Source organism: Citrobacter sp. Cpo032, from assembly GCF_030332975.1.
Lineage (GTDB): Bacteria > Pseudomonadota > Gammaproteobacteria > Enterobacterales > Enterobacteriaceae > Citrobacter > Citrobacter portucalensis.
This window is the reverse complement of sequence record NZ_JAOWGU010000044.1, coordinates 249,032-272,178: the sequence shown is the minus strand read 5'-3', so window position 1 is coordinate 272,178 and position 23,147 is coordinate 249,032. Positions and strand designations below refer to the sequence as shown.

The window sequence follows — 23,147 nt, the reverse complement described above, 5'->3', positions numbered from 1 at the left end:
TTAAGTCGATCAAACCATTAAAAAAGACCTCGGTTAATTGTTTAGGATACATAAACAATTACAGTAGCAATCAAATATTGCTCTTCTATTCAATATGTAATAGTTTGTTTTAAATCTATATAAAACATTAATAAGTAAGCAGCGTGAGGCCAGAAGTAAATGAAAATTAAAACAAGAGTGGGGGTAGGAAATAGAACCTGCAATGTGCAGCATGATCTTTCTGCTGATATAAGAAGCATGAAAATTATTATTATAGACGGTTGTTTTTATAGCAGAATTGCATGCGAATATATATTGTCAGAATTTCATGGCTGCTTGCAGGTTTTCTCATTTGCCTGTTTTACGGATTATAAAATGTGGAGTGAGAACCTCTGTGAGGATATAGATAAGTACTATATCATTTTTAATGCAGCATCGGGTGGGCTGTATGGCAATGATGTTATTGATTTCTTGAGATATGAAGAGGGAAGAAATGATCAGGAGTTTACTCGTACCAAGATTCTGATACTGGTCAACAAAACGAAACCACAAATTTATAACAACGCAATACTCATACACTATCTTTTAAAGAAAAATAATATCCCCTCTTTGGCAGTTGTTAGCTCTTTTGTTGAGCTAAAAGTTGATATGATAAGAGACTTACTGGCAGTATTTATTTTTGATGAGATCGCATCTCTGGCAAGAATGTTTAGTAGAAGTAGTAGAATTACTGATAAGTTCAACTATAGTGATTTACGGGCGATGGATGTGTTGCTGTCTGGAGAAAGTATTCGGTCAGCTTCTAACCGCTTTGGTATCAGCACTAAAACACTTTATACCCAGCGCTCTATTATTCTTGAGAAACTGGAGTTGTAAATAAAATTATAACTCTGTTTATAACATCAAACTACTTGCTCAAAAATTAGTGGGACTATTAACAAATACTATTGCTTAACGCTAACTGTCTTATTTTTCTGCCATTATAGAAATTATGAGGTGATGTATGCCCTACGCTGAAGATATACATAAACTGAAAAAAATAGATCTTAACACTATGGTATTTTTTGTTGTTTATATGAAGTATCGTAAGATGAGCAGTGTTAGTACAATTCTGAAATGCTCTGTTGCGACAGCAAGTATAATGTTACGTAGATTCTGTGAGAATTTTAGAGAGGTCTTGTTTGAGCGAAAGTCCAGAAATCTAACACCAACATTATTTGCTCAGGAGTTATTTTTAAAGTGTGAGAAGATTGTTGATAGTTTATGTGATATTTATATTGGAAACGAATCATGCCCTGTAAGTTCTTAATCTAAAGTATATACCTACTGGCGCAAAAAGCTGATGTGGTTGTTATGGATATGTTGGGAAATGTGATGCCGAAATATTGCCGCATATTTCCTGTAGCTGAAAATATTATATGAGAACTCTATGTTAGTGATGCTTACTCTACAGGAGGGTAATGAATGGCTGTGGGAGGGCGTGAATTGTTGAGAAATGTCCCCTGCAGGAATCGAACCTGCAACTAGCCCTTAGGAGGGGCTCGTTATATCCATTTAACTAAGGGGACGAAGCGGCACGAGTATAGCCTTTTTTACTTGCAAGAGTAAGTCTCAAGCCGCCCGACTGCTCAAACAGTCACCATTCAGGCCTGTTTTTTCTGGTTTTTCTGCGTTTGCTCATCACGCTTTGCTTGTAACCGGGCTTCTTCCTTGCGTTTGTTGCTCATATCATTGCGGATCTGCGCATGGCTCATCAGCGCGAAAATAAACGTTCCGCCACAGATATTCCCGGCGAGCGTTGGTAGCGCAAAGGGCCAGAAAAAATCACTCCAGTGCAGCGTGCCATTAAAGACCAAATAGAGAATTTCCACCGAGCCGACGACGATATGCGTGGTATCACCTAACGCAATCAGCCAGGTCATCAGAATAATGACCACAATTTTTGCCGCTCCGGCGGCGGGAAACATCCACACCATGGTGGCAATTAACCAGCCGGAAATGATGGCGTTGGAAAACATCTCTGTTGGCGTATTTTTCATCACATCCATGCCGATTTTGACAAAAGCATCGCGGGTCTCTTCATCAAAAATCGGCATATGTTCAAAGGCCCATGCGGCAACCCCGGTGCCAATAATATTACCCAGCAGAACCACGCTCCACAGGCGCATCAACAGGCCAAAATTGCCGAGGGTAGGGTTTTGCATCACCGGCAGTACGGCGGTGACGGTATTTTCGGTAAAAAGTTGCTGGCGGGCCATAATGACAATAATAAAGCCGAAGGTATAACCGAGGTTCTCGAGTAAAAATCCCCCTGGCACACCTTCCAGCTGTACGTGAAAAATCCCTTTTGCCAGTAGCGAGGCGCCCATCGACAGTCCTGCTGCGATGGCTGACCACAGTAGCGCCATCGCGTCACGCTCCATCTCTTTCTCCCCATCCTGGCGAATATGTTCATGGATTGCCATGGCGCGGGAGGGGAGTCTGTCCTCATCAAGCTCTATCTTTTTCCCTGTTAGCTTTTCATCGCTTTCCACCTCGAGTTCGTCGCTGTGTCGATCAATCTTATCTTTCTTGATGTCATTCATAGCCGAATCCTGAATAAGCACGTATTGCTAAAGCGTAGCGGCTTTTGTCTGAAAATCAGCGGGAGAAAGTCTGAGATAGCAAAAATAGTAACGTTTGTTTTTATCGGGTTAGTTAGAATAGAACCGCCGCGGAGTGCGCATTACCAGGCTATGATCAAATCAGTAAGACAGGGTATATAGACATCATTTGACGTGCTGTTACAATCGCTCACATCTAAACAGGCGGATACGTCATCGTTCCGTCATGGATGGCAATCAGCGATAGCCATAAAACACAGGGAGACACTTATGAAGCTTCGCCTGTCGGCGCTTGCGCTGGGAACCACACTTTTGGTGGGGTGTGCGAGCTCCGGTACTGAACAGCAGGGGCGTTCGGACCCATTTGAAGGGTTCAACCGCACCATGTACAACTTCAACTTTAATGTTTTAGATCCATACGTTGTAAGACCCGTAGCTGTTGCCTGGCGTGACTATGTTCCGCAGCCGGCGCGTAATGGTTTAAGCAACTTTACGGGGAACCTTGAAGAGCCGGCCGTCATGGTCAACTATTTCCTGCAAGGCGATCCTTATCAGGGGATGGTGCACTTTACCCGTTTCTTCCTGAATACCCTGTTAGGTATGGGCGGCTTTATCGATGTGGCAGGTATGGCTAATCCGAAGTTGCAGCGCGTTGAACCACACCGCTTTGGCAGTACGTTAGGCCACTATGATGTTGGTTACGGGCCGTATATGCAGCTTCCGTTCTACGGTAGTTTCACGCTGCGTGATGACGGCGGCGATATGGTCGATACGCTGTATCCGGTACTGTCCTGGCTGACCTGGCCGTTGTCGATAGGCAAATGGACGGTTGAAGGGATTGAAACTCGCGCGCAATTGCTCGACTCTGATGGTCTGCTGCGTCAGTCTTCCGATCCTTACATCATGGTGCGTGAAGCTTACTTCCAGCGTCATGACTTTATTGCGAACGGCGGGAAACTCAAACCAGAAGAAAACCCGAACGCGAAAGATATTCAGGATGATTTAAAAGAGATCGATTCTGAGTAAGGAATTGGGCAAATAAAAAGGTGAGCTAAAAAGCTCACCTTTTTTACGTCTGAAGAAAATCAGAATGCGTAGTTCAAGTTCATACCGTACAACCAGGCTTTCCCTTCAGATTCAAAGGAGTATGGGCCTTCTTCGAATTTCACTTTCTGACCGTGCATATAAGAGATACCAACATCCAACGATGCATCCTTATTAAAGGCGTAGGTTGTACCCGCGCTCAGCCAGAAGCGGTCCTGATCCGGAATAGAGATGGAACGACGGTTTGCCGGAACCGGGCTATCATCAAAGGCGATACCGGTACGGAACGTCCAGGTATCATCATAGTAATAGGTAGTACCGAGCGCGATGCGATAGGAGTCTTTGAAGCCTTCTTCTTTATAGAACAAGGTTTGGCCGTTGTTGCCTTTTGCTTTCAGCTCCTGGAACTGACTCCAGCTGGTATAAGCCATGCTGTAGTGAACCGCCCACTGTGGTGCAACGCGGTTATAGCCTGAAAACTCCCACATTTCTGGCAGGTTCAGATCAAGTGAACCATCGATCGTGCTGCCGTTGGTTCCTGCTGGCAGGCTGGCGAACACCGGACGCAACTGCGCAGGAATACGGTCCATTGATGGCAGATTGCTGCGGTAATCACCGTTGAAGTCAATTTTTACTTCAGAACGGTAGGTGAAACCGTAGCGGTTATCTTTATCTACTTCATAAAGAAGGCCAGCATTCCAACCGAAGCCCCACTCGTCACCTTTCAGGCGCGCAATCTGTGTATCTGCCGGATATTGCGCGGCCAGTGATGGAGGAATTCTGCCCCCGGAGCCTGCAACGATCTGCTGTGGTAAATCGCCAGCATAGCGTTCAAGCTTCGCTTTTGCATAGACGGCGTTTAAACCGAGACCGAAGCTAAAATGATTGTTCAGGCGATAAGCACCGCTCAGGTTTAGATTGAGCGTTTCCAGATCGGTTTTCCCGCCCATCGAACCAGCTGTGTAATCATTGTTAAACTCCGTAGCCAGGCCGTAGTTAGAGGTGACGGAGGCCCCCCAACCAAACTGATCGTTAATTGGAGCAACAAAATGCACGTTCGGTATCCAGGCTGTTGGGGCGATATTATCCTGGCTGGCGTCATTGCCAATACGCGAGCGACCGGAAATATCTACATCCGGGTCAACGAAAATTGCACCTGCTGAGAAAGTAGGGCGATCAAACATCATAATCAATGCCGGGTTACGACTGGCGTTACCTGCATCATCTGCAATTGCGCCTTCACCCGAATATGCCCGGCCAAGGCCAGAGGAAGAAAATTCGTTTAACTGAAAGCCTGCAGACCAGGCCTGTGTGGAGATAATTGCCACTGCGACTGCGAGAGCAGACTTTGTAAACAGGGTTTTCTGGCTCATGACCATAACCTCATAGATTTATTTTTATACAAACAATGTTACATGCCGTAACAGGAGCGCGAAGTGTAGGGTCTGAGGTACGACTTAGAAATCAGACCAGTGGCGTGAGTATAGGTCGGACCAGCTGGAATGTTGCAAGTATGTTTATAAATATTTTCAAATTTGATCGGAGAAACGCGATCCAGCTGGCAAAATTGCGGGGGTGCGCACTCACCTGTTTGGGCGATTTTTGTTTTAGATCATTTTTAAGTGTGATTTCGGTCACTTATCGCATTTCATACAATTAACGACTGGAGAGGCGAATAATGGGAGCGTAAAATATCCCTATCGTTTATCTGGCACCTCAGGTGCGAATACAGAGGAAATCTACAATGAGTAAATGCAGTGCTGATGAAACCCCGGTTTGCTGCTGTATGGATGTTGGCACCATCATGGACAACTCCGATTGCACCGCGTCCTACAGCCGTGTGTTCGCGAACCGCGCAGAGGCAGAAGAAACGCTGGCTGCACTGACCGAAAAGGCGCGTGGCGTGGAATCTGAGCCTTGCCAAATCACCTCGACCTTTACTGAAGAGTCAGAAGGTGTGCGTCTGGATATCGACTTTGTTTTTGCCTGTGAAGCTGAAACGCTGATCTTCCAGCTGGGCCTGCGTTAATCTCCCTCTGCAAAAGCCCTTGCTATCAGATAGCAAGGGCTTTTTCGTAACTGTCAGTGATTATTCACTGTGTCTTAGCTCCCACTTTCTTTTCTCTCCGCTTGGCTAAATGTAAAAAATTGGTTAAGACTATGATCAGGTCAGACCACTTATTTTATTTTTTACAGGGGAGTGTTATGAGTCAGGCTTTACCGCTGGTTACCCGCCAGGGCGACCGTATTGCCATTGTAAGTGGGTTGCGTACGCCATTTGCTCGTCAGGCTACCGCGTTTCATGGCATTCCCGCCGTTGATTTAGGAAAAATGGTCGTCGGTGAGCTGCTGGCGCGCAGCGAAATACCTGCTGATGTGATTGAGCAACTGGTTTTTGGTCAGGTGGTGCAAATGCCTGAAGCGCCAAATATTGCTCGTGAAATCGTGCTGGGAACCGGCATGAATGTGCATACGGATGCCTATAGCGTAAGCCGAGCCTGCGCGACCAGTTTTCAGGCAGTGGCGAATGTCGCGGAAAGCCTGATGGCGGGGTCTATTCGTGCGGGAATTGCGGGTGGTGCGGACTCCTCGTCAGTCTTGCCTATTGGCGTTAGTAAAAAGCTGGCGCGGGTGCTGGTGGATGTCAATAAGGCCCGGACTACCGGTCAGCGCCTTAAACTCTTTTCCCGACTGCGTTTACGTGACCTGATGCCTGTGCCGCCAGCCGTCGCCGAGTATTCCACCGGTTTGCGTATGGGGGATACGGCTGAGCAAATGGCCAAAACCTATGGTATTACCCGAGAACAGCAGGATGCTCTGGCGCACCGCTCTCATCAGCGTGCCGCTCAGGCGTGGGCTGAAGGAAAGCTGGCAGATGAGGTAATGACTACCTACGCGCCACCGTTTAAAGATCCTTTTTCAGAAGATAACAATATTCGCGGTAACTCTACGCTGGCCGATTACGCCAAACTACGTCCAGCGTTTGACCGCAAGCACGGCACTGTCACCGCAGCAAACAGTACCCCGCTAACGGACGGCGCAGCCGCCGTGATCATGATGACGGAGTCGCGTGCGAAAGAGCTGGGGCTGGTGCCACTGGGGTACCTGCGTAGTTTTGCTTTTACCGCCATCGATGTCTGGCAGGACATGCTGCTGGGACCAGCGTGGTCAACGCCGCTAGCCCTGGAGAGAGCGGGTCTGACGATGGCAGATTTAACGCTGATCGACATGCATGAAGCTTTTGCCGCACAAACGCTGGCGAATCTTCAGTTGTTGGGTAGCGAACGTTTTGCCCGCGACGTGCTGGGCAGAGCACATGCCACTGGCGAAGTTGATGACAGTAAATTTAACGTGCTGGGTGGATCGATTGCCTATGGACACCCCTTCGCAGCTACCGGTGCGCGCATGATTACCCAAACCCTCCATGAGTTACGACGTCGTGGCGGTGGTTTTGGTTTAGTGACCGCCTGTGCAGCAGGTGGTTTGGGTGCAGCCATGGTTCTGGAGGCGGAATAATGGAAATGGCATCGGCTTTTACACTAAACGTACGTCTGGATAACGTTGCTGTTGTCACCATTGATGTGCCCGGAGAGAAAGTGAACACCCTGAAAGCGGAGTTTGCTTCCCAGGTACGGGCCATTCTGAAACAAATCCGCGATAACAAAGCATTGCGCGGCGTGGTGTTTATTTCGGCTAAACCCGATAACTTCATTGCCGGGGCGGATATCAACATGATTGGTAGCTGTCGCAGCGCGCAGGAAGCCGAAACGCTGGCCCGTCAGGGGCAGCAGATGATGGCGGAAATTAATGCCTTGCCGATCCCGGTTATCGCCGCGATTCATGGCGCATGCCTCGGCGGTGGCCTGGAGATGGCGCTGGCGTGCCACAACCGTATTTGTACCGATGATGTTAAAACCGTTCTGGGTTTACCGGAAGTACAGCTTGGCTTGTTGCCCGGCTCCGGTGGTACGCAGCGGCTGCCGCGCCTGATTGGCGTCAGTACCGCACTGGATATGATCCTCACCGGAAAACAATTACGCGCAAAACAGGCGCTGAAAGTTGGTTTAGTGGATGAAGTTGTACCGCATTCCATTTTGCTGGAAGCGGCCGTTGAACTGGCTAAAAAGGACAGTTCTGCGCATCGAACACTGCCCGTGAGAGAGCGAGTGTTGGCGGGGCCGCTGGGGCGGGCGCTGTTGTTCCGCATGGCCAGTAAAAAGACGGCGCAAAAAACGCAAGGTAACTACCCTGCAACAGAACGTATCCTTGAGGTTATAGAAACCGGGCTAGCGCAAGGCAGCAGTAGCGGTTACGACGCTGAGGCCCGTGCGTTTGGTGAACTGGCGATGACATCCCAGTCTCAGGCGCTACGGCACATCTTTTTTGCCAACACCGATGTGAAAAAAGATCCCGGAAGTGATGCGAAACCTGGCCCGCTAAACACCGTAGGTATTTTGGGGGGCGGTCTGATGGGCGGGGGTATTGCCTACGTGACGGCCTGTAAAGGCGGCTTGCCTGTGCGCATCAAAGATATAAACGCTAAGGGAATCAACCACGCGCTGAAGTACAGCTGGGATCAGCTTGAAACGAAGGTTCGCCGCCGTCATATCAAAGCCAGCGAACGCGATAAACAACTGGCGCTGATTTCGGGAACGATCGACTACCGTGGCTTTGCGCATCGCGATCTAATTATTGAAGCCGTGTTTGAAGATCTGTCGCTAAAACAAAGGATGGTGGCAGAAGTTGAGCAAAATTGCGCACCTCATACCATTTTTGCTTCTAACACCTCATCTTTGCCCATTGGCGATATTGCTGCGAACGCTGCAAGGCCCGAACAAGTGATTGGTTTACACTTTTTTAGTCCGGTGGAAAAAATGCCGTTGGTCGAAGTGATCCCGCATGCCACGACCTCTGAGCAGACGATTGCAACTACCGTTAAGTTAGCGAAAAAACAGGGCAAAACGCCGATAGTGGTGAGAGATAAGGCCGGCTTTTACGTTAACCGCATTTTAGCGCCTTATATTAACGAAGCGATTCGTATGTTGACCGAAGGCGAGCGGGTCGAAACCATAGACGCCGCGCTGGTTAAGTTTGGTTTTCCAGTTGGGCCAATCCAACTTTTGGATGAGGTTGGAATTGATACGGGCACTAAAATTATACCAGTGCTTGAGGCTGCATATGGAGAACGTTTTAGCGCGCCTGCAAATGTTGTTGCTTCAATTTTGAATGACGATCGCAAAGGTAGAAAAAATGGTCGGGGTTTCTATCTTTATGGTGCGAAAGGGCGTAAAAGCAAAAAACAGGTCGACCCTGCAATTTATACGCTTATTGGCGTCCAGGGTCAGGGCCGACTTTCCGCCGCGCAGGTAGCAGAGCGGTGCGTTATGTTAATGCTCAATGAAGCAGCCCGTTGTTTCGACGAGAAGATAGTCCGCAGCGCACGTGATGGCGACATCGGCGCTGTATTTGGTATTGGTTTTCCGCCATTCCTCGGCGGCCCGTTCCGGTATATGGATTCTCTCGGCGCGGGTGAAGTGGTTGCGGTTCTGCAACGGCTGACCACGCAGTACGGCTCGCGGTTTACACCGTGTGAGCAGTTATTGCAGATGGCGGAACGCAGTGAAAGATTCTGGAATATTGGGGAAACTGACCTGAATTCATGAGGTCAAAGGTAGGATGAGTCCGCACTGAATGTATGGGTCGCGCTCAAAATGTAAACAGAGATTGACTATACTTACGCCGTTGAGGTAAAAAACAGCGTTTCATTCGGTGAATGGATAAGGCACAATGCCGGCCACCATATCGTTACCACAGCCAATAGGGGCTGTGAATAAAGGTAGTGGTGATTCTGGTTAACAAAAGCGGTGCAATATGCAAGTTTTTATCATGCGTCACGGCGACGCGGCCCTCGATGCCGCCAGTGATTCGGTTCGTCCCTTAACCTCCTGTGGTTGTGACGAATCTCGCCTGATGGCGAACTGGCTGAAAGGTCAAAAAGTGGATATCGAACGTGTTCTGGTGAGCCCGTTCCTACGAGCCGAACAAACGCTGGATGTGGTGGGGGAGTGTATGAACCTGCCAACCGGTGTGGATGTTTTGCCGGAGCTGACTCCCTGCGGCGATGTCGGTCTGGTCAGCGCCTATTTACAGGCTCTGGCCAATGAAGGTATCGCCACGGCACTGGTTATCTCTCACTTGCCTTTAGTGGGATATCTGGTGTCTGAGCTTTGCCCTGGTGAAACACCGCCGATGTTTACCACATCAGCGATTGCCAGCGTTACGCTTGATGAGAGCGGGAAGGGTACTTTTAACTGGCAGATGAGCCCGTGTAACCTGAAAATGGCAAAAGCGATTTAAACAGGCCGGATAAGGCGCAGCCGCCACCCGGAAAATCAAAGAGCCGCAAATGCGGCTCTTTTTGTTTTTCTGCATCACGGAAGTTCGGGCGGTAGCCACTCTTCCACTTCAATCAGCACCAGCAGGGCGGCGTCGCCACCGTACTCTTTCGGTGCCTGATGAAAGGCCATAACGTGCGGATGCTGGGCCAGCCAGAGCGGCGTCTGCTGTTTCAGAATATGCTTTCCGTGGCCATGCATCACGCAGGCGCAAAACACATGCTCACGACGACAGGCGGCAATCAGCGCGCCTAACTCTTGTTTGGCCTGTTGCTGGGTCAGCCCATGCAGATCGAGAAACAGCTCCGGAGAGTAATCGCCACGGCGCATTTTCTTCAGCTCGAAATGGCTGACGTCAGCGCGCAGGTATCTTGCCGGGCCGTCCGTATTCAGCAGCGGCTGAAACTCATCCGAGAAATAGTGGCTGGCATCAGCCTGCTCCTGTAGCAGTCTTTTAACCGGAACCTCGGCAATTTTTTTACGTGGAGGTCGGTGAACAATAGTGTCTTGCTTAATTTTACGCGTGCCGGTCATCAGCTGGCGAAACAGCGTCTGATCCTCCTCGCTGAGCGATGTTTTCTTTTTCATTCGAGAGTCTCAACTTTTATTTTCCGTTAGTTTAACCCGACTCGGCGGGCATCCGATCGCTTAAAACGCAATTTTCGCGTTCAGGCCCCGTGTGAATGCTGATTTATCGCCGTCTTCGTGGCAAACTAGCCGCCGAAATTAATACGAGCATGCCCTGGAGGAATACGTGGATAAAATTTTCGTCGATGAAGCAGTGAGTGAACTGCATACCATTCAGGACATGTTGCGTTGGGCGGTCAGCCGTTTTAGCGCGGCGAACATCTGGTATGGCCATGGCACGGATAACCCATGGGACGAGGCCGTACAACTGGTGCTGCCGTCACTTTATTTGCCGTTGGATATTCCAGAAGATATGCGTACCGCGCGTCTGACCTCCAGCGAGCGTCATCGTATTGTTGAACGCGTGATTCGCCGCGTCAACGAGCGCATTCCGGTTGCTTATCTGACCAACAAAGCCTGGTTCTGCGGGCATGAGTTTTATGTTGATGAACGCGTGCTGGTTCCGCGTTCACCGATTGGCGAGCTTATCAATAACCGCTTTGCGGGCCTTATTAATGAGCAACCGCAGCATATCCTCGATATGTGTACCGGCAGCGGCTGTATTGCCATTGCCTGCGCGTATGCCTTCCCGGAAGCCGAAGTGGATGCGGTGGATATTTCCACTGACGCGCTGGCGGTGACCGAACACAATATTGAAGAACACGGCCTGATTCATCACGTCACGCCGATCCGTTCCGATCTGTTCCGCGATCTGCTGAAAGTCCAGTATGACCTGATTGTGACCAACCCGCCGTATGTCGATGCAGAAGATATGTCCGATCTGCCAAACGAATATCGTCACGAACCTGAACTGGGTCTGGCGTCCGGCAGCGATGGGCTGAAACTTACCCGCCGCATTCTGGGGAACGCCCCGGACTACCTGTCAGATAACGGTATTCTGATTTGTGAAGTCGGAAACAGCATGGTACATCTGATAGAGCAATATCCGGATGTACCGTTCACCTGGCTGGAGTTCGACAACGGCGGTGACGGCGTATTCATGCTGACCAAAGAGCAGTTAGTTGCTGCTCGCGAGCACTTCAGCATTTATAAAGACTAATTACACGCGCACATACACAACACGCATAACGGAGCCGTGATGGCAGGAAATACAATTGGGCAACTCTTTCGCGTAACCACTTTCGGCGAATCACACGGGCTGGCGCTCGGTTGTATTGTCGATGGTGTTCCGCCGGGCATTTCTCTGACAGAAGCTGACCTGCAGCACGATCTCGACAGACGTCGTCCGGGCACATCGCGCTACACTACGCAGCGTCGTGAGCCGGATCAGGTGAAAATCCTCTCCGGGGTGTTCGAGGGCGTTACCACAGGCACCAGCATTGGCCTGCTGATCGAAAATACCGATCAGCGTTCACAGGATTACGGCGCGATTAAGGACGTTTTTCGTCCGGGACACGCCGACTATACCTATGAGCAAAAATATGGCCTGCGCGACTACCGTGGCGGCGGACGTTCATCCGCACGTGAAACGGCGATGCGCGTGGCGGCCGGAGCGATAGCCAAAAAATATCTGGCGGAAAAATTCGGCGTTGAGATCCGCGGCTGCCTGACGCAGATGGGTGATATTCCGCTGGAGATCAAAGACTGGTCCCAGGTGGAACTTAACCCGTTCTTTTGCCCGGACCCGGATAAACTCGAAGCGCTGGACGAACTGATGCGCGGGCTGAAGAAAGAAGGTGACTCAATCGGAGCGAAGGTGACCGTTGTTGCACGCGGTGTACCTGCGGGTCTCGGCGAACCTGTATTCGACCGCCTGGATGCTGACATCGCCCATGCGCTGATGAGCATTAACGCCGTTAAGGGCGTTGAGATTGGCGATGGATTTGACGTTGTTGCGCTGCGCGGCAGTCAGAACCGTGACGAAATCACCAAAGAAGGTTTCCAGAGTAACCATGCGGGCGGCATTCTGGGCGGGATCAGCAGCGGGCAGCAAATCATTGCTCATATGGCGCTGAAACCGACGTCCAGTATTACCGTTCCTGGGCGCACTATTAACCGCTTTGGAGAAGAAGTCGAAATGATCACTAAAGGTCGCCACGATCCGTGCGTAGGGATCCGCGCCGTACCGATCGCCGAGGCGATGCTGGCGATCGTATTGATGGATCACCTGCTGCGTCAGCGGGCGCAAAATGCGGACGTGAAGACCGATATTCCACGCTGGTAAGAGATGAAAAAAACGGCACTTGCGGCGCTGGCTCTGTTTGCCAGTACCGCCTGTCTGGCGGCGACGCCCTGGCAGAAAATTACCCATCCGGTTGCAGGAAGTGCGCAGTCTATCGGCGCGTTTTCCAATGGCTGTATTGTTGGCGCTGATACGCTGCCTGTACAGTCAGAACATTATCAGGTGATGCGTACCGATCAGCGTCGTTACTTTGGCCATCCGGATCTGGTGAGGTTTATCCAGCGTCTGAGTTATCAGGCCAATAGTCAGGGACTGGGCACGGTGTTAATCGGCGATATGGGGATGCCGGCCGGTGGGCGTTTCAATGGCGGTCACGCCAGCCACCAGACGGGACTGGATGTGGATATTTTCCTGCAACTGCCGAAAACGCGCTGGACCCAGTCGCAACTGCTGCGGCCGCAGGCGTTAGATCTGGTCTCACAGGATGGCAAACGTGTTGTGCCGTCACTGTGGAAACCGGAGATTTTCAGCCTGATCAGGCTGGCTGCAAAAGATAATGAAGTAACGCGTATTTTCGTGAATCCGGCGATTAAGCAACAACTTTGTCTGGATGCAGGGACCGACAGGGACTGGTTGCGTAAAGTGCGGCCGTGGTTCCAGCATCGTGCGCATATGCACGTGCGGTTACGTTGCCCTGCCGACAGCCTTGAGTGCGAAGATCAACCGTTACCGCCACCGGGTGACGGCTGTGGCGCAGAGCTGCAAAGCTGGTTCGAACCTCCAAAACCTGGAACCACCAAGCCTGAGAAGAAGACACCGCCGCCGTTGCCGCCTTCCTGCCAGGCGCTACTGGACGAGCATGTACTCTAATGGATCATTTTGCCTCTCTGTTTATGGTGTCGCCACTGCTGTTAGGTGTGCTTTTTTTTGTGGCGATGCTGGCAGGTTTTATTGATTCTCTGGCCGGAGGTGGTGGTCTACTCACCATCCCGGCATTGATGGCGGCCGGGATGCCACCTGCGCAAGCGCTGGCGACCAATAAGCTGCAAGCCTGCGGGGGATCTATCTCTTCCTCCCTCTATTTTATTCGTCGGGGTGTGGTTAATCTGGCGGATCAGAAACTCAATATCTTCATGACCTTTATCGGTTCAATGAGTGGCGCGCTGTTGGTTCAGCACGTGCAGTCAGATGTTCTGCGTCAGATCCTGCCAGTATTGGTTATCTGTATTGGCCTTTACTTTCTGTTGATGCCGAAAATCGGGGAAGAGGATCGACAGCGCCGACTGCACGGTTTGCCTTTCGCGCTGGTGGCCGGGGGCTGCGTCGGCTTTTACGATGGCTTTTTTGGTCCGGCGGCGGGGTCGTTCTACGCGCTGGCTTTTGTCATGCTGTGCGGATACAACCTGGCGAAATCGACGGCCCACGCCAAAGTATTAAATGCCACATCGAATATCGGTGGGTTGTTGCTGTTTGCCCTCGGCGGCAAAGTGATTTGGGCGACAGGTTTTGTGATGCTCATTGGCCAGTTTATTGGCGCACGGATGGGCTCTCGACTGGTACTCAGCAAAGGACAAAAACTCATTCGGCCAATGATCGTTATTGTCTCCGCCGTGATGAGCGCCAAGCTACTTTATGATAATCATGGACAGGAGATTCTCCACTGGCTGGGGATGAACTAATGAATAATACGCATCACTACGAAGAGTTAATTGAGATTTTTAACGGCTGCTTTGCCGATGAATTTAATACCCGTCTGATTAAAGGCGACGACGAACCGATCTATCTTCCAGCGGATGCGGAATTACCGTATCACCGTATCGTTTTTGCGCATGGTTATTACGCCAGTGCGTTACACGAAATTTCACACTGGTGTATCGCCGGTAAAGCCCGTCGTGAGCTGGTCGATTTCGGTTACTGGTACTGCCCGGACGGACGAGACGCGAAGACACAATGCCAGTTTGAAGATGTGGAAGTGAAGCCGCAGGCGTTTGACTGGTTGTTTTGCATGGCGGCGGGCTACCCGTTTAACGTCAGTTGCGACAATCTGGAAGGAGACTTTGAACCGGATCGCGTGGTATTCCAGCGCCGTGTTCATGCTCAGGTGATGGAGTACCTGGAAAAGGGGATCCCTGAACGTCCGGCGCGTTTCATTAACGCGTTACAGAATTATTATCACACGCCTGAACTTACGGCGGAACAATTCCCGTGGCCCGAAGCGCTCAACTGAAGCCGCTGCCACGTTTACAATGAGGAAATAAGATGATCGCGGAGTTTGAATCACGCATTCTGGCATTAATCGACGATATGGTAGAGCACGCCAGCGATGATGAGTTGTTTGCCAGTGGCTATTTGCGTGGGCACCTGACGCTGGCTGTGGCTGAGCTGGATGCTGGCGAGGACCATTCCGCTGAGGCATTGTACGCCAATGTGACCAGCAGCCTGGAAAAAGCCATCAGCGCAGGCGAACTCTCGCCGCGTGACCAGGCGTTAGTGAAAGAGATGTGGGACACACTGTTCCAGAAGGCAACGCAATAATAATTGCAGTGGATTGTGCCGGATGGCGACGCGAAGGCGTCTTATCCGGCCTACGCGGACGGGGGTTGTAGGCCGGATAAGCGTAGCGCCATCAGGCAATGGCGAGATGCTATCTTATTTCACCGCTTTACCCTTCAATAACTTCCTCACCCACAGACGATTCGGATTCAGCGCTGCCAGCGTGCTAGCATCCATGGGTATAGGTTCATCGCTCATTTGCGATGCCAGAATTTCTGCACACAGCGGGGCAGTACACAGCCCGCGCGAGCCCAGTGCACCTAACATAAATAAATCGGAATACACCGGGGCGTTTACGGCGTGCTCTTTGTCTTCGGCAAGAGTGGCATACTGGCTGAGCGTGGCGTCATAATCAGCGACGTTGCCGACCATCGGCATGTGATCGCGCGTGGCGCAGCGCACTCCACAACGGGCGGCATTGCCACTAACGTCTACTTCTTTTGCCCACGAGGCATTCGGGAAACAATCTATTAAGCGCTGACGGTTTTGCTGCTGATCGTCCGCGCGATACACCGTTTCTTCACTTCCGCGATGATAGCTGGCGCCAATGCAGTGCTGCTGGTTTTGCGGGTTGTGCGGCGTGAGGTAGCCGTCATAGCACAGCACCTGGCGCAGCGCTGAAAGCGAAGGCGTGGTAGGAATGTGACTCACCTGACCGCCTACGGAGTAGACCGGTAGCGACTGCGTTTGCTCAACGCCGTTAATGCGATGCCCGTTAGCCAGAACTACAGCAGCGTGAGTGGCGGTTTCGCCACTGGCAAACGTCAATTGCCAGTGTTCTGTCTGGCGAGACAGCGAGGCCAGCGTATGTTGATACCGCGTGCGTAATCCCAGCGTTGCGGCGTAGTCGAATACGGCGGCGGTTAACTGTGCCGGACACAGCCATCCTCCGGCAGGGTACTGAATCCCGCCGCATCCGGTTTCGACGCCGGTCGTTTGTAAAACCTGCTCTGCGTTAACGCTGACGGCGAGCGCATCAGGCAATTCAAGGGACAGCATTTTGTCGATTTTTTGCTGGCTTTTTTCATCCCACGCCAGTTGCGTCACACCGCACCAGTCATGCGCGAACTCAACGGGGAGGGCGTCATACAGTCGACGAGCGAAGGTAAACGCGGTGGGGAAAAAGAGATTAATGGCCGCGTCATGCTTGCTGAGTAGCGGATAAAGCGCGCCCTGGCGATTGCCGGAGGCACCCCCGGCTGGATTATCGTCGGCGCAATAGAGTGTGACCTGCCAACCGCGACGCAGTAACGCCAACGACAGCAATGCGCTGGCAATCCCCCCGCCAATAATGGCGGCTTCGCGTTTATCTGTTCCGGAACGTGCAAACCAGGGAGCCGATGAAGGGAGCGTCAGCGTCTGTTCCATTACGCCACAGAGCATTTCACGTTTGCGACCAAAGCCTTTGCATTTTTGCATCGTAAACCCGGCTTCCTGCAACCCCCGACGCACAAAGCCCGCTGAGGTGAAGGTCGCCAGCGTACCGCCGGGACGAGCCAGACGGGCCATTGCGTTAAACAGCGTTGGCGTCCACATATCCGGATTTTTTGCCGGTGCGAAACCGTCCAGAAACCAGGCGTCCACTTTTTGATTCAGGGAGTCATCGAGCTTACTGGTCAGTTCGTTAATATCGCCAAACCACAGATCCAGCGTGACGCGTCCTTCATCAAGGAGCAGGCGATGGCATCCCGCCAGTGGCAGCGGCCATTGCTCTTGCAGCGCCGTGGCCCACGGGGCAAGTTCTGGCCAGTGCTGATGGGCTAAGGTGAGATCTTCGCGCGTTAGCGGATATTTTTCAAAACTGATGAAATGTAATCTTTCCAGGGTAGCTTCAGGATGGGTATCGCGAAAACCGGTAAATGCCTGCCAGAGCGTCAGGAAGTTAAGTCCGGTGCCAAACCCGCTTTCTGCCACCACCAAGAGGGGACGTGAATGCGCGGGGAATCGCTGGGCGAGATGATTCCCGCCGAGAAAGACGTAACGTGTCTCTTCCAGCCCGTTATCATTAGAAAAATAGACATCGTCAAAATCTCGGGAAACAGGTGTACCCTCAGCGTTGAATTCAAGGTTTGCAGGTTGTATAGCGTATTGTTTCACGTAAGTTACTCGTCTGGCAGGCTGTGCCCCGATCTTAGCGATGAGTGCCTGGCTGCGCAAATTTCCACATTAAATGGCTGATCGGACTTGTTCGGCGTACAAGTGTACGCTATTGTGCCACTCGAAACTTTAAAATAGTGCGACTTACAGAGGTATTGAATGAAACGTGCAGTGATTACTGGCTTGGGCATCGTTTCCAGCATCGGTAATAACCAGCAGGAAGTCCTGGCATCTCTGCGTGAAGGACGTTCAGGGATCACTTTCTCTCAGGAGCTGAAGGACTCCGGCATGCGTAGCCACGTTTGGGGCAACGTAAAACTGGATACCACTGGCCTCATTGACCGCAAAGTAGTGCGCTTTATGAGCGACGCATCCATCTATGCATTCCTTTCTATGGAACAGGCAGTGGCTGATGCCGGCCTTGCAGCAGAAGATTACCAGAACAACCCGCGCGTTGGCCTGATTGCAGGTTCCGGCGGCGGCTCCCCGCGTTTTCAGGTGTTCGGCGCTGACGCAATGCGTAGCCCGCGTGGTCTGAAAGCGGTTGGCCCGTATGTGGTCACCAAAGCGATGGCGTCCGGCGTTTCTGCCTGCCTCGCAACGCCGTTCAAAATTCACGGCGTAAACTACTCCATCAGCTCTGCCTGTGCGACTTCTGCGCACTGTATCGGCAACGCTGTGGAACAAATTCAGCTGGGCAAACAGGACATCGTTTTTGCTGGCGGCGGCGAAGAGCTGTGCTGGGAAATGGCGTGTGAATTCGACGCCATGGGCGCGCTGTCTACCAAATATAACGACGACCCGTCTAAAGCTTCCCGTACCTATGATGCAAACCGCGACGGTTTTGTTATCGCAGGTGGCGGCGGTATGGTGGTGGTTGAAGAGCTGGAACACGCTCTGGCTCGTGGCGCGCATATCTACGCGGAAATCGTCGGTTACGGCGCTACCTCCGATGGCGCAGACATGGTTGCCCCGTCTGGCGAAGGCGCAGTACGCTGCATGCAGATGGCGATGCACGGCGTTGACACGCCTATCGACTACCTGAACTCCCACGGTACTTCTACTCCGGTAGGCGACGTGAAAGAGCTGGGCGCAATCCGTGAAGTGTTTGGCGATAAGAGCCCGGCAATCTCGGCAACCAAAGCCATGACCGGTCACTCTCTGGGCGCGGCTGGCGTACAGGAAGCTATCTACTCTCTGCTGATGCTGGAACACGGCTTTATCGCGCCGAGCATCAACATTGAAGAGCTGGACGAGCAGGCGGCGGGTCTGAACATCGTGACCAAACCGACCGAGCAGGCGCTGACCACCGTGATGTCCAACAGCTTCGGCTTTGGCGGCACCAACGCTACGCTGGTAATGCGTAAGCTGAAAGCGTAAGTCTGCAAAATAAGATGCAAAGGGGAGCCTGATGGCTCCCTTTTTTATTTATTCATTTTTCGTAATCCGGCGCGATTTCCGCCGACCACGCTTGCGCACGGGTAATATCCCCGGCGCTGTAGATGAGGTGCTCATAACTATCGCTAATATCGCGAACGCGATAAATTTTCCAGCGCCCGTCTTCCCAACGCGTATAGACCTCCAGTTGAAGCGGTATCGACCCTGTGCCTAACTGAACATCAACTTTTTCACCGCCGAGAAAAGGTTGTGCTCGCCCGACCCGTAGCTGCGGGATCCATTTGGGGTCGTAATCCTGAACGTACATAAAGTAGTCTGCTCCGAGGATTTCCTGCTCGTAAAGGGAATCAATCAGCGCCAGGCGTTCGATAAGGTCTTTTGCTACATAGCGCTGCATTAATGCGGATGTGTCATGAGGTGTATCCAGATCCTGGGTGTTAATGTTCATCCATGAGAGATAGAACTGTTTTACAGCCTGTGTGCTGTCTTGATGAGGCGCAGAGCAGCCGCAAAGCATCAGGATGAGAGCAATAAGCGAAAATGCTTTCATTACCGTGTCCCTAAAAATATATTCCGACAAAATGGATCGTTGAGTGTCCCTCTGATTGAAAACTATTTCCTCATTGTTAGTGCTTTTCTTCGATAATATAACCCTCTGTTTTGTGGATGCCTTCGGTGATTTCGAGGTTGACAAGTTTAGCCCCTCACAGGCAGACTCCAGCTTCAACATTATCCTCTTGATAATGCGTAAGCGTTTAACGTTATCCAACGCACCTTAATCCTGATAGTCAGGTAGAGGGGGCGTGGGCATTCCTCGCCTTACTCTGCATTTTGGAGTAACGCATGACAGCTGTAACCCAACAAGAAAAAACACCTTCGGCGAACTTTTCGCTGTTTCGTATCGCTTTTGCAGTTTTCCTGACCTATATGACGGTCGGTCTCCCTTTGCCCGTGATTCCTCTGTTTGTGCATCAGGAACTGGGCTATGGCAACACCATGGTCGGTATCGCCGTAGGTGTACAGTTTCTGGCGACGGTATTAACGCGCGGCTACGCCGGGCGCTTAGCCGATCAATATGGTGCTAAACGCTCGGCGCTACAGGGGATGTTTGCCTGTGGGCTGGCAGGCGCGGCGTGGCTTTTAGCCGCGCTATTGCCTGTTTCTGTTCCCGTAAAATTTGCGTTGTTAATCGTCGGGCGTTTGATCCTCGGCTTTGGCGAAAGCCAACTGCTCACCGGTACGCTGACCTGGGGGTTGGGGCTGGTCGGCCCAACACGCTCCGGTAAGGTGATGTCGTGGAACGGAATGGCGATTTACGGCGCGCTGGCCGCCGGTGCACCGTTGGGCCTGTTGATCCACAGCCACTTTGGCTTCGCGGCGCTGGCGGGAACGACGATGGTATTACCGTTGCTGGCATGGGCATTCAACGGCACCGTGCGCAAAGTGCCTGCGCATGCAGGAGAACGTCCTTCTTTATGGAGCGTAGTCGGGCTTATATGGAAACCGGGCCTGGGCCTGGCGCTGCAGGGCGTTGGCTTTGCGGTGATCGGTACCTTTATTTCACTCTATTTTGTCAGCAACGGCTGGACGATGGCGGGGTTCACCCTGACTGCGTTTGGTGGGGCGTTTGTGCTGATGCGCATTCTGTTTGGCTGGATGCCGGACCGTTTCGGCGGCGTGAAGGTTGCCGTTGTCTCTTTGCTGGTGGAAACAGCGGGGCTGATTTTGCTGTGGCAGGCCCCATCGGCCTGGATTGCGCTGCTCGGGGCGGCATTAACCGGGGCCGGGTGTTCGCTTATCTTCCCGGCATTGGGCGTCGAAGTGGTGAAGCGAGTGCCCGCGCAGGTTCGCGGTACGGCGCTGGGCGGTTACGCCGCGTTTCAGGATATCTCCTACGGCATAAGCGGTCCGGTCGCCGGGGTGCTGGCCACCGCGTACGGTTATCCCTCAGTGTTCCTTGCCGGGGCGATATCCGCCGTGGTGGGGATTATTGTAACGTTGCTTACGCTGCGTAAAGGTTAAGCGACCAGCCAGAAAATGGCTAACGCAATCATCAACGCAACAAACAGCAGTCCCGGTCGTGCCGACAGAGATTTAACCGTTTCAATCATCGGCGCGAACGGGCTGTAAATGGGCTGCAGATGACGCGGATCGATGAGCTCACGTTCTCGTTCCACGCGACGCAGGAAAATTTGATTGAGCAAGTCCTGCACCTGCACCGTGGTCAGAATCGATTGTGGTTGGATCTGATACGTCTGCTGTGCGTATTCTTTTATCGCTGTCAGCTCATTCGGCTCTAATGGCAGCTTCAGCGCCGCCTGGAGCGTTTGTAGCGTAGGGGCGCTTTGCAGGCTGAGCGTCTGGCGCGCCTGCAGCCAGGTGACCAGGTGCGTAAACTGTTTGGCAGGGATCAGCTCACCGCTTTTTACGCCAGACAACTCCAGCATCGACTGCCAGATCATCTTCCCGGATTCTCCTGTGGCCGCCGCCAGTTTGGTAACTAACTGGTTCAGCGTATTGTGCTCTGCGGGGAGCAACGGGCGATCGGTAGCCGGGCGCTGCTGCGGCTGCGGTATCGACAGCTGTCCTTGTTGCAGCAGCGTGAGCACGTTCTTCAACTGCTCAGGCGTGAGCTGGCTGAGCGCCGTTTGCCCATACTGCTGACGGATAAAATCACTCACCGCCTGGCGATTATTTCCCTGGCTCAGTAATTCAGTGAGCTGCGAAAGCACCTGACGATTAACATGATTTTGCTGAGCAACCCCCAGTCGTTGGTTAAGGTTTTGCTCAGCGGCAGGAAAGTGACGAGACTGCAGCGGCGTATCACTTTTGACGCCCAGATCGTGCTTCATTCCGGCCCACACCTCAGCGCTTTGCTGCTGGGTGAGTGAAATCAAACGGGTAATTAGCCGTTCCAGCACAGTACGTTGTTGCGTGGATAACGGTTGTTCACCCGCAGCGGAAGGGGCATTTTGGCCTTCGCCGGGAGGGCGTGCGGGCGTACCTGAAATGGGCTGCATCATCTCTGTTCCTTAAATCTGTGCTGACCAGGTCTCGCAGTATGCCTGGCGGCGAGATTATGGCACACTTGCCCGGTTAACTCTCGTTCTCAAACAGGTGCGAAAGACGTGAAAATCCTCGTTGATGAAAATATGCCCTATGCCCGCGAACTGTTCAGTCGTTTGGGGGAGGTCAAAGCGGTTCCCGGTCGTCCGATTCCCGTTGCTGAACTGGATGATGCGGATGCTTTAATGGTGCGCTCGGTGACGAAAGTAAATGAATCACTGCTTGGCGGAAAACCGGTTAAATTTGTCGGTACGGCAACCGCTGGCACAGACCATGTGGATGACGCCTGGCTTGCGCAGGCGGGGATCGGTTTTTCCGCCGCGCCCGGTTGTAACGCAATAGCGGTCGTAGAATATGTTTTTTCAGCGTTGCTGATGCTGGCGGAGCGCGACGGGTTTGCGTTACGCGATCGCACCGTAGGCATTGTGGGTGTGGGCAACGTGGGCGGGCGTTTGCAGGCGCGTCTGGAAGCGCTGGGGATCCGCACGCTGCTGTGCGATCCACCGCGAGCCGATCGCGGTGACGAAGGCAATTTCTGCTCGCTGGATGAACTGGTTGAGCAAGCCGATGTGCTGACTTTCCATACCCCGCTGTTTAAAGACGGGCCGTACAAAACGCTGCACATGGCGGATGACGCGCTGATTAGCCGGTTGAAGCCGGGCACTATTCTGATCAACGCCTGCCGTGGGCCGGTCATCGACAATACGGCATTGCTGAACCGGTTGAATGCCGGTCAGTCGCTGAGCGTTGTGCTGGATGTCTGGGAAGGAGAGCCGGATCTCAATGTGGCGTTGCTGGAGAAAGCCGATATCGGCACGGCGCACATTGCCGGGTATACCCTCGAAGGAAAAGCGCGTGGCACCACGCAGGTCTTTGAGGCCTATAGTAAGTTTATTGGTCACGAGCAGCACGTTGCGCTCAGTACCCTGTTACCCGCGCCGGAATTTGGTCGTATCACCCTGCACGGCCCGTTAGATCAGCCAACGCTGAAAAGGCTGGTGCATTTAGTGTATGATGTGCGCCGCGATGATGCGCCGCTGCGTAAAGTCGCTGGAATTCCGGGTGAGTTTGATAAACTGCGTAAAAATTACCTTGAGCGTCGTGAATGGTCGTCTTTATATGTGATGTGTGACGACGCAACGGCTGCTGCCTTATTGTGTAAGCTGGGTTTTAACGCTGTTCATCATCCGGCACATTAATGTCTTCTTAATGCTCCCTGTCGAATAATGCGACAGGGACGCT

The 23,147-nt window shown here is 52.2% G+C and carries 21 protein-coding genes and 1 tRNA gene; 15 read left to right on the top strand and 7 right to left on the bottom strand.

The features are described from left to right. Positions 1 to 159 precede the first annotated feature (159 nt). Complete coding sequence (locus OGY33_RS12440; RefSeq protein WP_191238260.1) at positions 160 to 855, top strand: hypothetical protein; 696 nt, start codon at positions 160 to 162, stop codon at positions 853 to 855. A gap of 620 nt (positions 856 to 1,475) precedes the next feature. On the opposite strand, the gene OGY33_RS12435 is transcribed toward OGY33_RS12440, so the two are convergent. Together OGY33_RS12435 and OGY33_RS12430 are read right to left on the bottom strand one after the other, a co-directional pair. Beyond that, positions 1,476 to 1,547: transfer RNA gene (locus OGY33_RS12435), tRNA-Arg, on the bottom strand. Between the two features lie 75 nt (positions 1,548 to 1,622). Further along, positions 1,623 to 2,564: a formate/nitrite transporter family protein gene (locus tag OGY33_RS12430; RefSeq protein WP_048215842.1), complete on the bottom strand. Its 942-nt coding sequence runs from the start codon at positions 2,562 to 2,564 to the stop codon at positions 1,623 to 1,625. A gap of 288 nt (positions 2,565 to 2,852) precedes the next feature. Here OGY33_RS12430 and mlaA point away from each other — a divergent pair, with 288 nt between their 5' ends. After that, positions 2,853 to 3,608: a phospholipid-binding lipoprotein MlaA gene (gene mlaA / locus OGY33_RS12425; RefSeq protein WP_003028190.1), complete on the top strand. Its 756-nt coding sequence runs from the start codon at positions 2,853 to 2,855 to the stop codon at positions 3,606 to 3,608. 59 nt (positions 3,609 to 3,667) lie between these two features. On the opposite strand, the gene fadL is transcribed toward mlaA, so the two are convergent. After that, a complete protein-coding gene (gene fadL / locus OGY33_RS12420) occupies positions 3,668 to 4,999 on the bottom strand; it encodes a long-chain fatty acid transporter FadL (RefSeq protein ID WP_048215843.1) in 1,332 nt (443 codons plus the stop codon). Between the two features lie 371 nt (positions 5,000 to 5,370). On the opposite strand from fadL, the gene OGY33_RS12415 reads away from it, so the two are divergent. The 4 genes from OGY33_RS12415 (at position 5,371) to sixA (ending at position 9,983) form a co-directional block, all read left to right on the top strand. Then, complete coding sequence (locus OGY33_RS12415) at positions 5,371 to 5,655, top strand: YfcZ/YiiS family protein (protein ID WP_003834838.1); 285 nt, start codon at positions 5,371 to 5,373, stop codon at positions 5,653 to 5,655. Between the two features lie 176 nt (positions 5,656 to 5,831). After that, positions 5,832 to 7,142 (top strand): acetyl-CoA C-acyltransferase FadI, encoded by a 1,311-nt coding sequence (fadI, locus tag OGY33_RS12410; protein WP_063940574.1) that lies wholly within the window; start codon positions 5,832 to 5,834, stop codon positions 7,140 to 7,142. Continuing rightward, a complete protein-coding gene (gene fadJ, locus OGY33_RS12405; protein WP_191238261.1) occupies positions 7,142 to 9,289 on the top strand; it encodes a fatty acid oxidation complex subunit alpha FadJ in 2,148 nt (715 codons plus the stop codon). Before fadI ends, fadJ begins: the two co-directional genes overlap by 1 nt. A gap of 208 nt (positions 9,290 to 9,497) precedes the next feature. After that, entirely contained in the window at positions 9,498 to 9,983 is a 486-nt protein-coding gene (gene sixA, locus OGY33_RS12400; protein ID WP_003028179.1) for a phosphohistidine phosphatase SixA, read from the top strand. Between the two features lie 74 nt (positions 9,984 to 10,057). On the opposite strand, the gene smrB is transcribed toward sixA, so the two are convergent. After that, positions 10,058 to 10,609, bottom strand: a complete 552-nt coding sequence (gene smrB, locus OGY33_RS12395) for an endonuclease SmrB (RefSeq protein ID WP_191238262.1) — start codon at positions 10,607 to 10,609, stop codon at positions 10,058 to 10,060. A gap of 166 nt (positions 10,610 to 10,775) precedes the next feature. On the opposite strand from smrB, the gene prmB reads away from it, so the two are divergent. From prmB to OGY33_RS12365, 6 genes are read left to right on the top strand one after another with little or no spacing between them, the layout of a single operon-like run. Next, on the top strand, positions 10,776 to 11,708 hold the full coding sequence (prmB, locus tag OGY33_RS12390) for a 50S ribosomal protein L3 N(5)-glutamine methyltransferase (protein WP_003028173.1): 933 nt from the start codon (positions 10,776 to 10,778) through the stop codon (positions 11,706 to 11,708). A gap of 39 nt (positions 11,709 to 11,747) precedes the next feature. Continuing rightward, positions 11,748 to 12,833 carry a chorismate synthase gene (gene aroC, locus OGY33_RS12385; RefSeq protein WP_003834825.1) on the top strand — a complete coding sequence of 362 codons (1,086 nt, stop codon included), beginning with the start codon at positions 11,748 to 11,750 and terminating at the stop codon, positions 12,831 to 12,833. A gap of 3 nt (positions 12,834 to 12,836) precedes the next feature. Continuing rightward, complete coding sequence (gene mepA, locus OGY33_RS12380; RefSeq protein ID WP_032944099.1) at positions 12,837 to 13,661, top strand: penicillin-insensitive murein endopeptidase; 825 nt, start codon at positions 12,837 to 12,839, stop codon at positions 13,659 to 13,661. Then, positions 13,661 to 14,470 carry a sulfite exporter TauE/SafE family protein gene (locus tag OGY33_RS12375; protein ID WP_003834821.1) on the top strand — a complete coding sequence of 270 codons (810 nt, stop codon included), beginning with the start codon at positions 13,661 to 13,663 and terminating at the stop codon, positions 14,468 to 14,470. The genes mepA and OGY33_RS12375 overlap by 1 nt, the downstream gene beginning before the upstream one ends. Then, positions 14,470 to 15,018 carry an elongation factor P hydroxylase gene (locus OGY33_RS12370; RefSeq protein WP_191238263.1) on the top strand — a complete coding sequence of 183 codons (549 nt, stop codon included), beginning with the start codon at positions 14,470 to 14,472 and terminating at the stop codon, positions 15,016 to 15,018. Before OGY33_RS12375 ends, OGY33_RS12370 begins: the two co-directional genes overlap by 1 nt. A 32-nt stretch (positions 15,019 to 15,050) precedes the next feature. Further along, positions 15,051 to 15,326, top strand: a complete 276-nt coding sequence (locus OGY33_RS12365; RefSeq protein WP_003028163.1) for a YfcL family protein — start codon at positions 15,051 to 15,053, stop codon at positions 15,324 to 15,326. A 114-nt stretch (positions 15,327 to 15,440) separates the two neighbouring features. Here the strand turns inward: OGY33_RS12365 and mnmC are convergent, their stop codons facing one another. Then, the gene (gene mnmC / locus OGY33_RS12360; protein ID WP_191238264.1) at positions 15,441 to 17,441 is read right to left on the bottom strand and encodes a bifunctional tRNA (5-methylaminomethyl-2-thiouridine)(34)-methyltransferase MnmC2/FAD-dependent 5-carboxymethylaminomethyl-2-thiouridine(34) oxidoreductase MnmC1; all 2,001 of its coding nucleotides are present in this window, start codon (positions 17,439 to 17,441) and stop codon (positions 15,441 to 15,443) included. Between the two features lie 159 nt (positions 17,442 to 17,600). Here mnmC and fabB point away from each other — a divergent pair, with 159 nt between their 5' ends. After that, a complete protein-coding gene (gene fabB, locus OGY33_RS12355; RefSeq protein ID WP_006683621.1) occupies positions 17,601 to 18,821 on the top strand; it encodes a beta-ketoacyl-ACP synthase I in 1,221 nt (406 codons plus the stop codon). 52 nt (positions 18,822 to 18,873) lie between these two features. Here fabB and OGY33_RS12350 read toward each other — a convergent pair whose 3' ends face one another. Further along, positions 18,874 to 19,389, bottom strand: coding sequence for a YqhG/Tai3 family protein (locus OGY33_RS12350; protein WP_191238265.1), 516 nt, complete (start codon positions 19,387 to 19,389; stop codon positions 18,874 to 18,876). A 293-nt stretch (positions 19,390 to 19,682) separates the two neighbouring features. On the opposite strand from OGY33_RS12350, the gene OGY33_RS12345 reads away from it, so the two are divergent. After that, complete coding sequence (locus OGY33_RS12345) at positions 19,683 to 20,861, top strand: MFS transporter (RefSeq protein WP_003834805.1); 1,179 nt, start codon at positions 19,683 to 19,685, stop codon at positions 20,859 to 20,861. Here the strand turns inward: OGY33_RS12345 and flk are convergent. Beyond that, on the bottom strand, positions 20,858 to 21,859 hold the full coding sequence (gene flk / locus OGY33_RS12340; RefSeq protein WP_048216403.1) for a flagella biosynthesis regulator Flk: 1,002 nt from the start codon (positions 21,857 to 21,859) through the stop codon (positions 20,858 to 20,860). The genes OGY33_RS12345 and flk overlap by 4 nt on opposite strands. A 108-nt stretch (positions 21,860 to 21,967) precedes the next feature. On the opposite strand from flk, the gene pdxB reads away from it, so the two are divergent. After that, positions 21,968 to 23,104, top strand: coding sequence for a 4-phosphoerythronate dehydrogenase PdxB (gene pdxB, locus OGY33_RS12335; protein WP_079939919.1), 1,137 nt, complete (start codon positions 21,968 to 21,970; stop codon positions 23,102 to 23,104). The last annotated feature ends 43 nt before the right edge of the window (positions 23,105 to 23,147 follow it).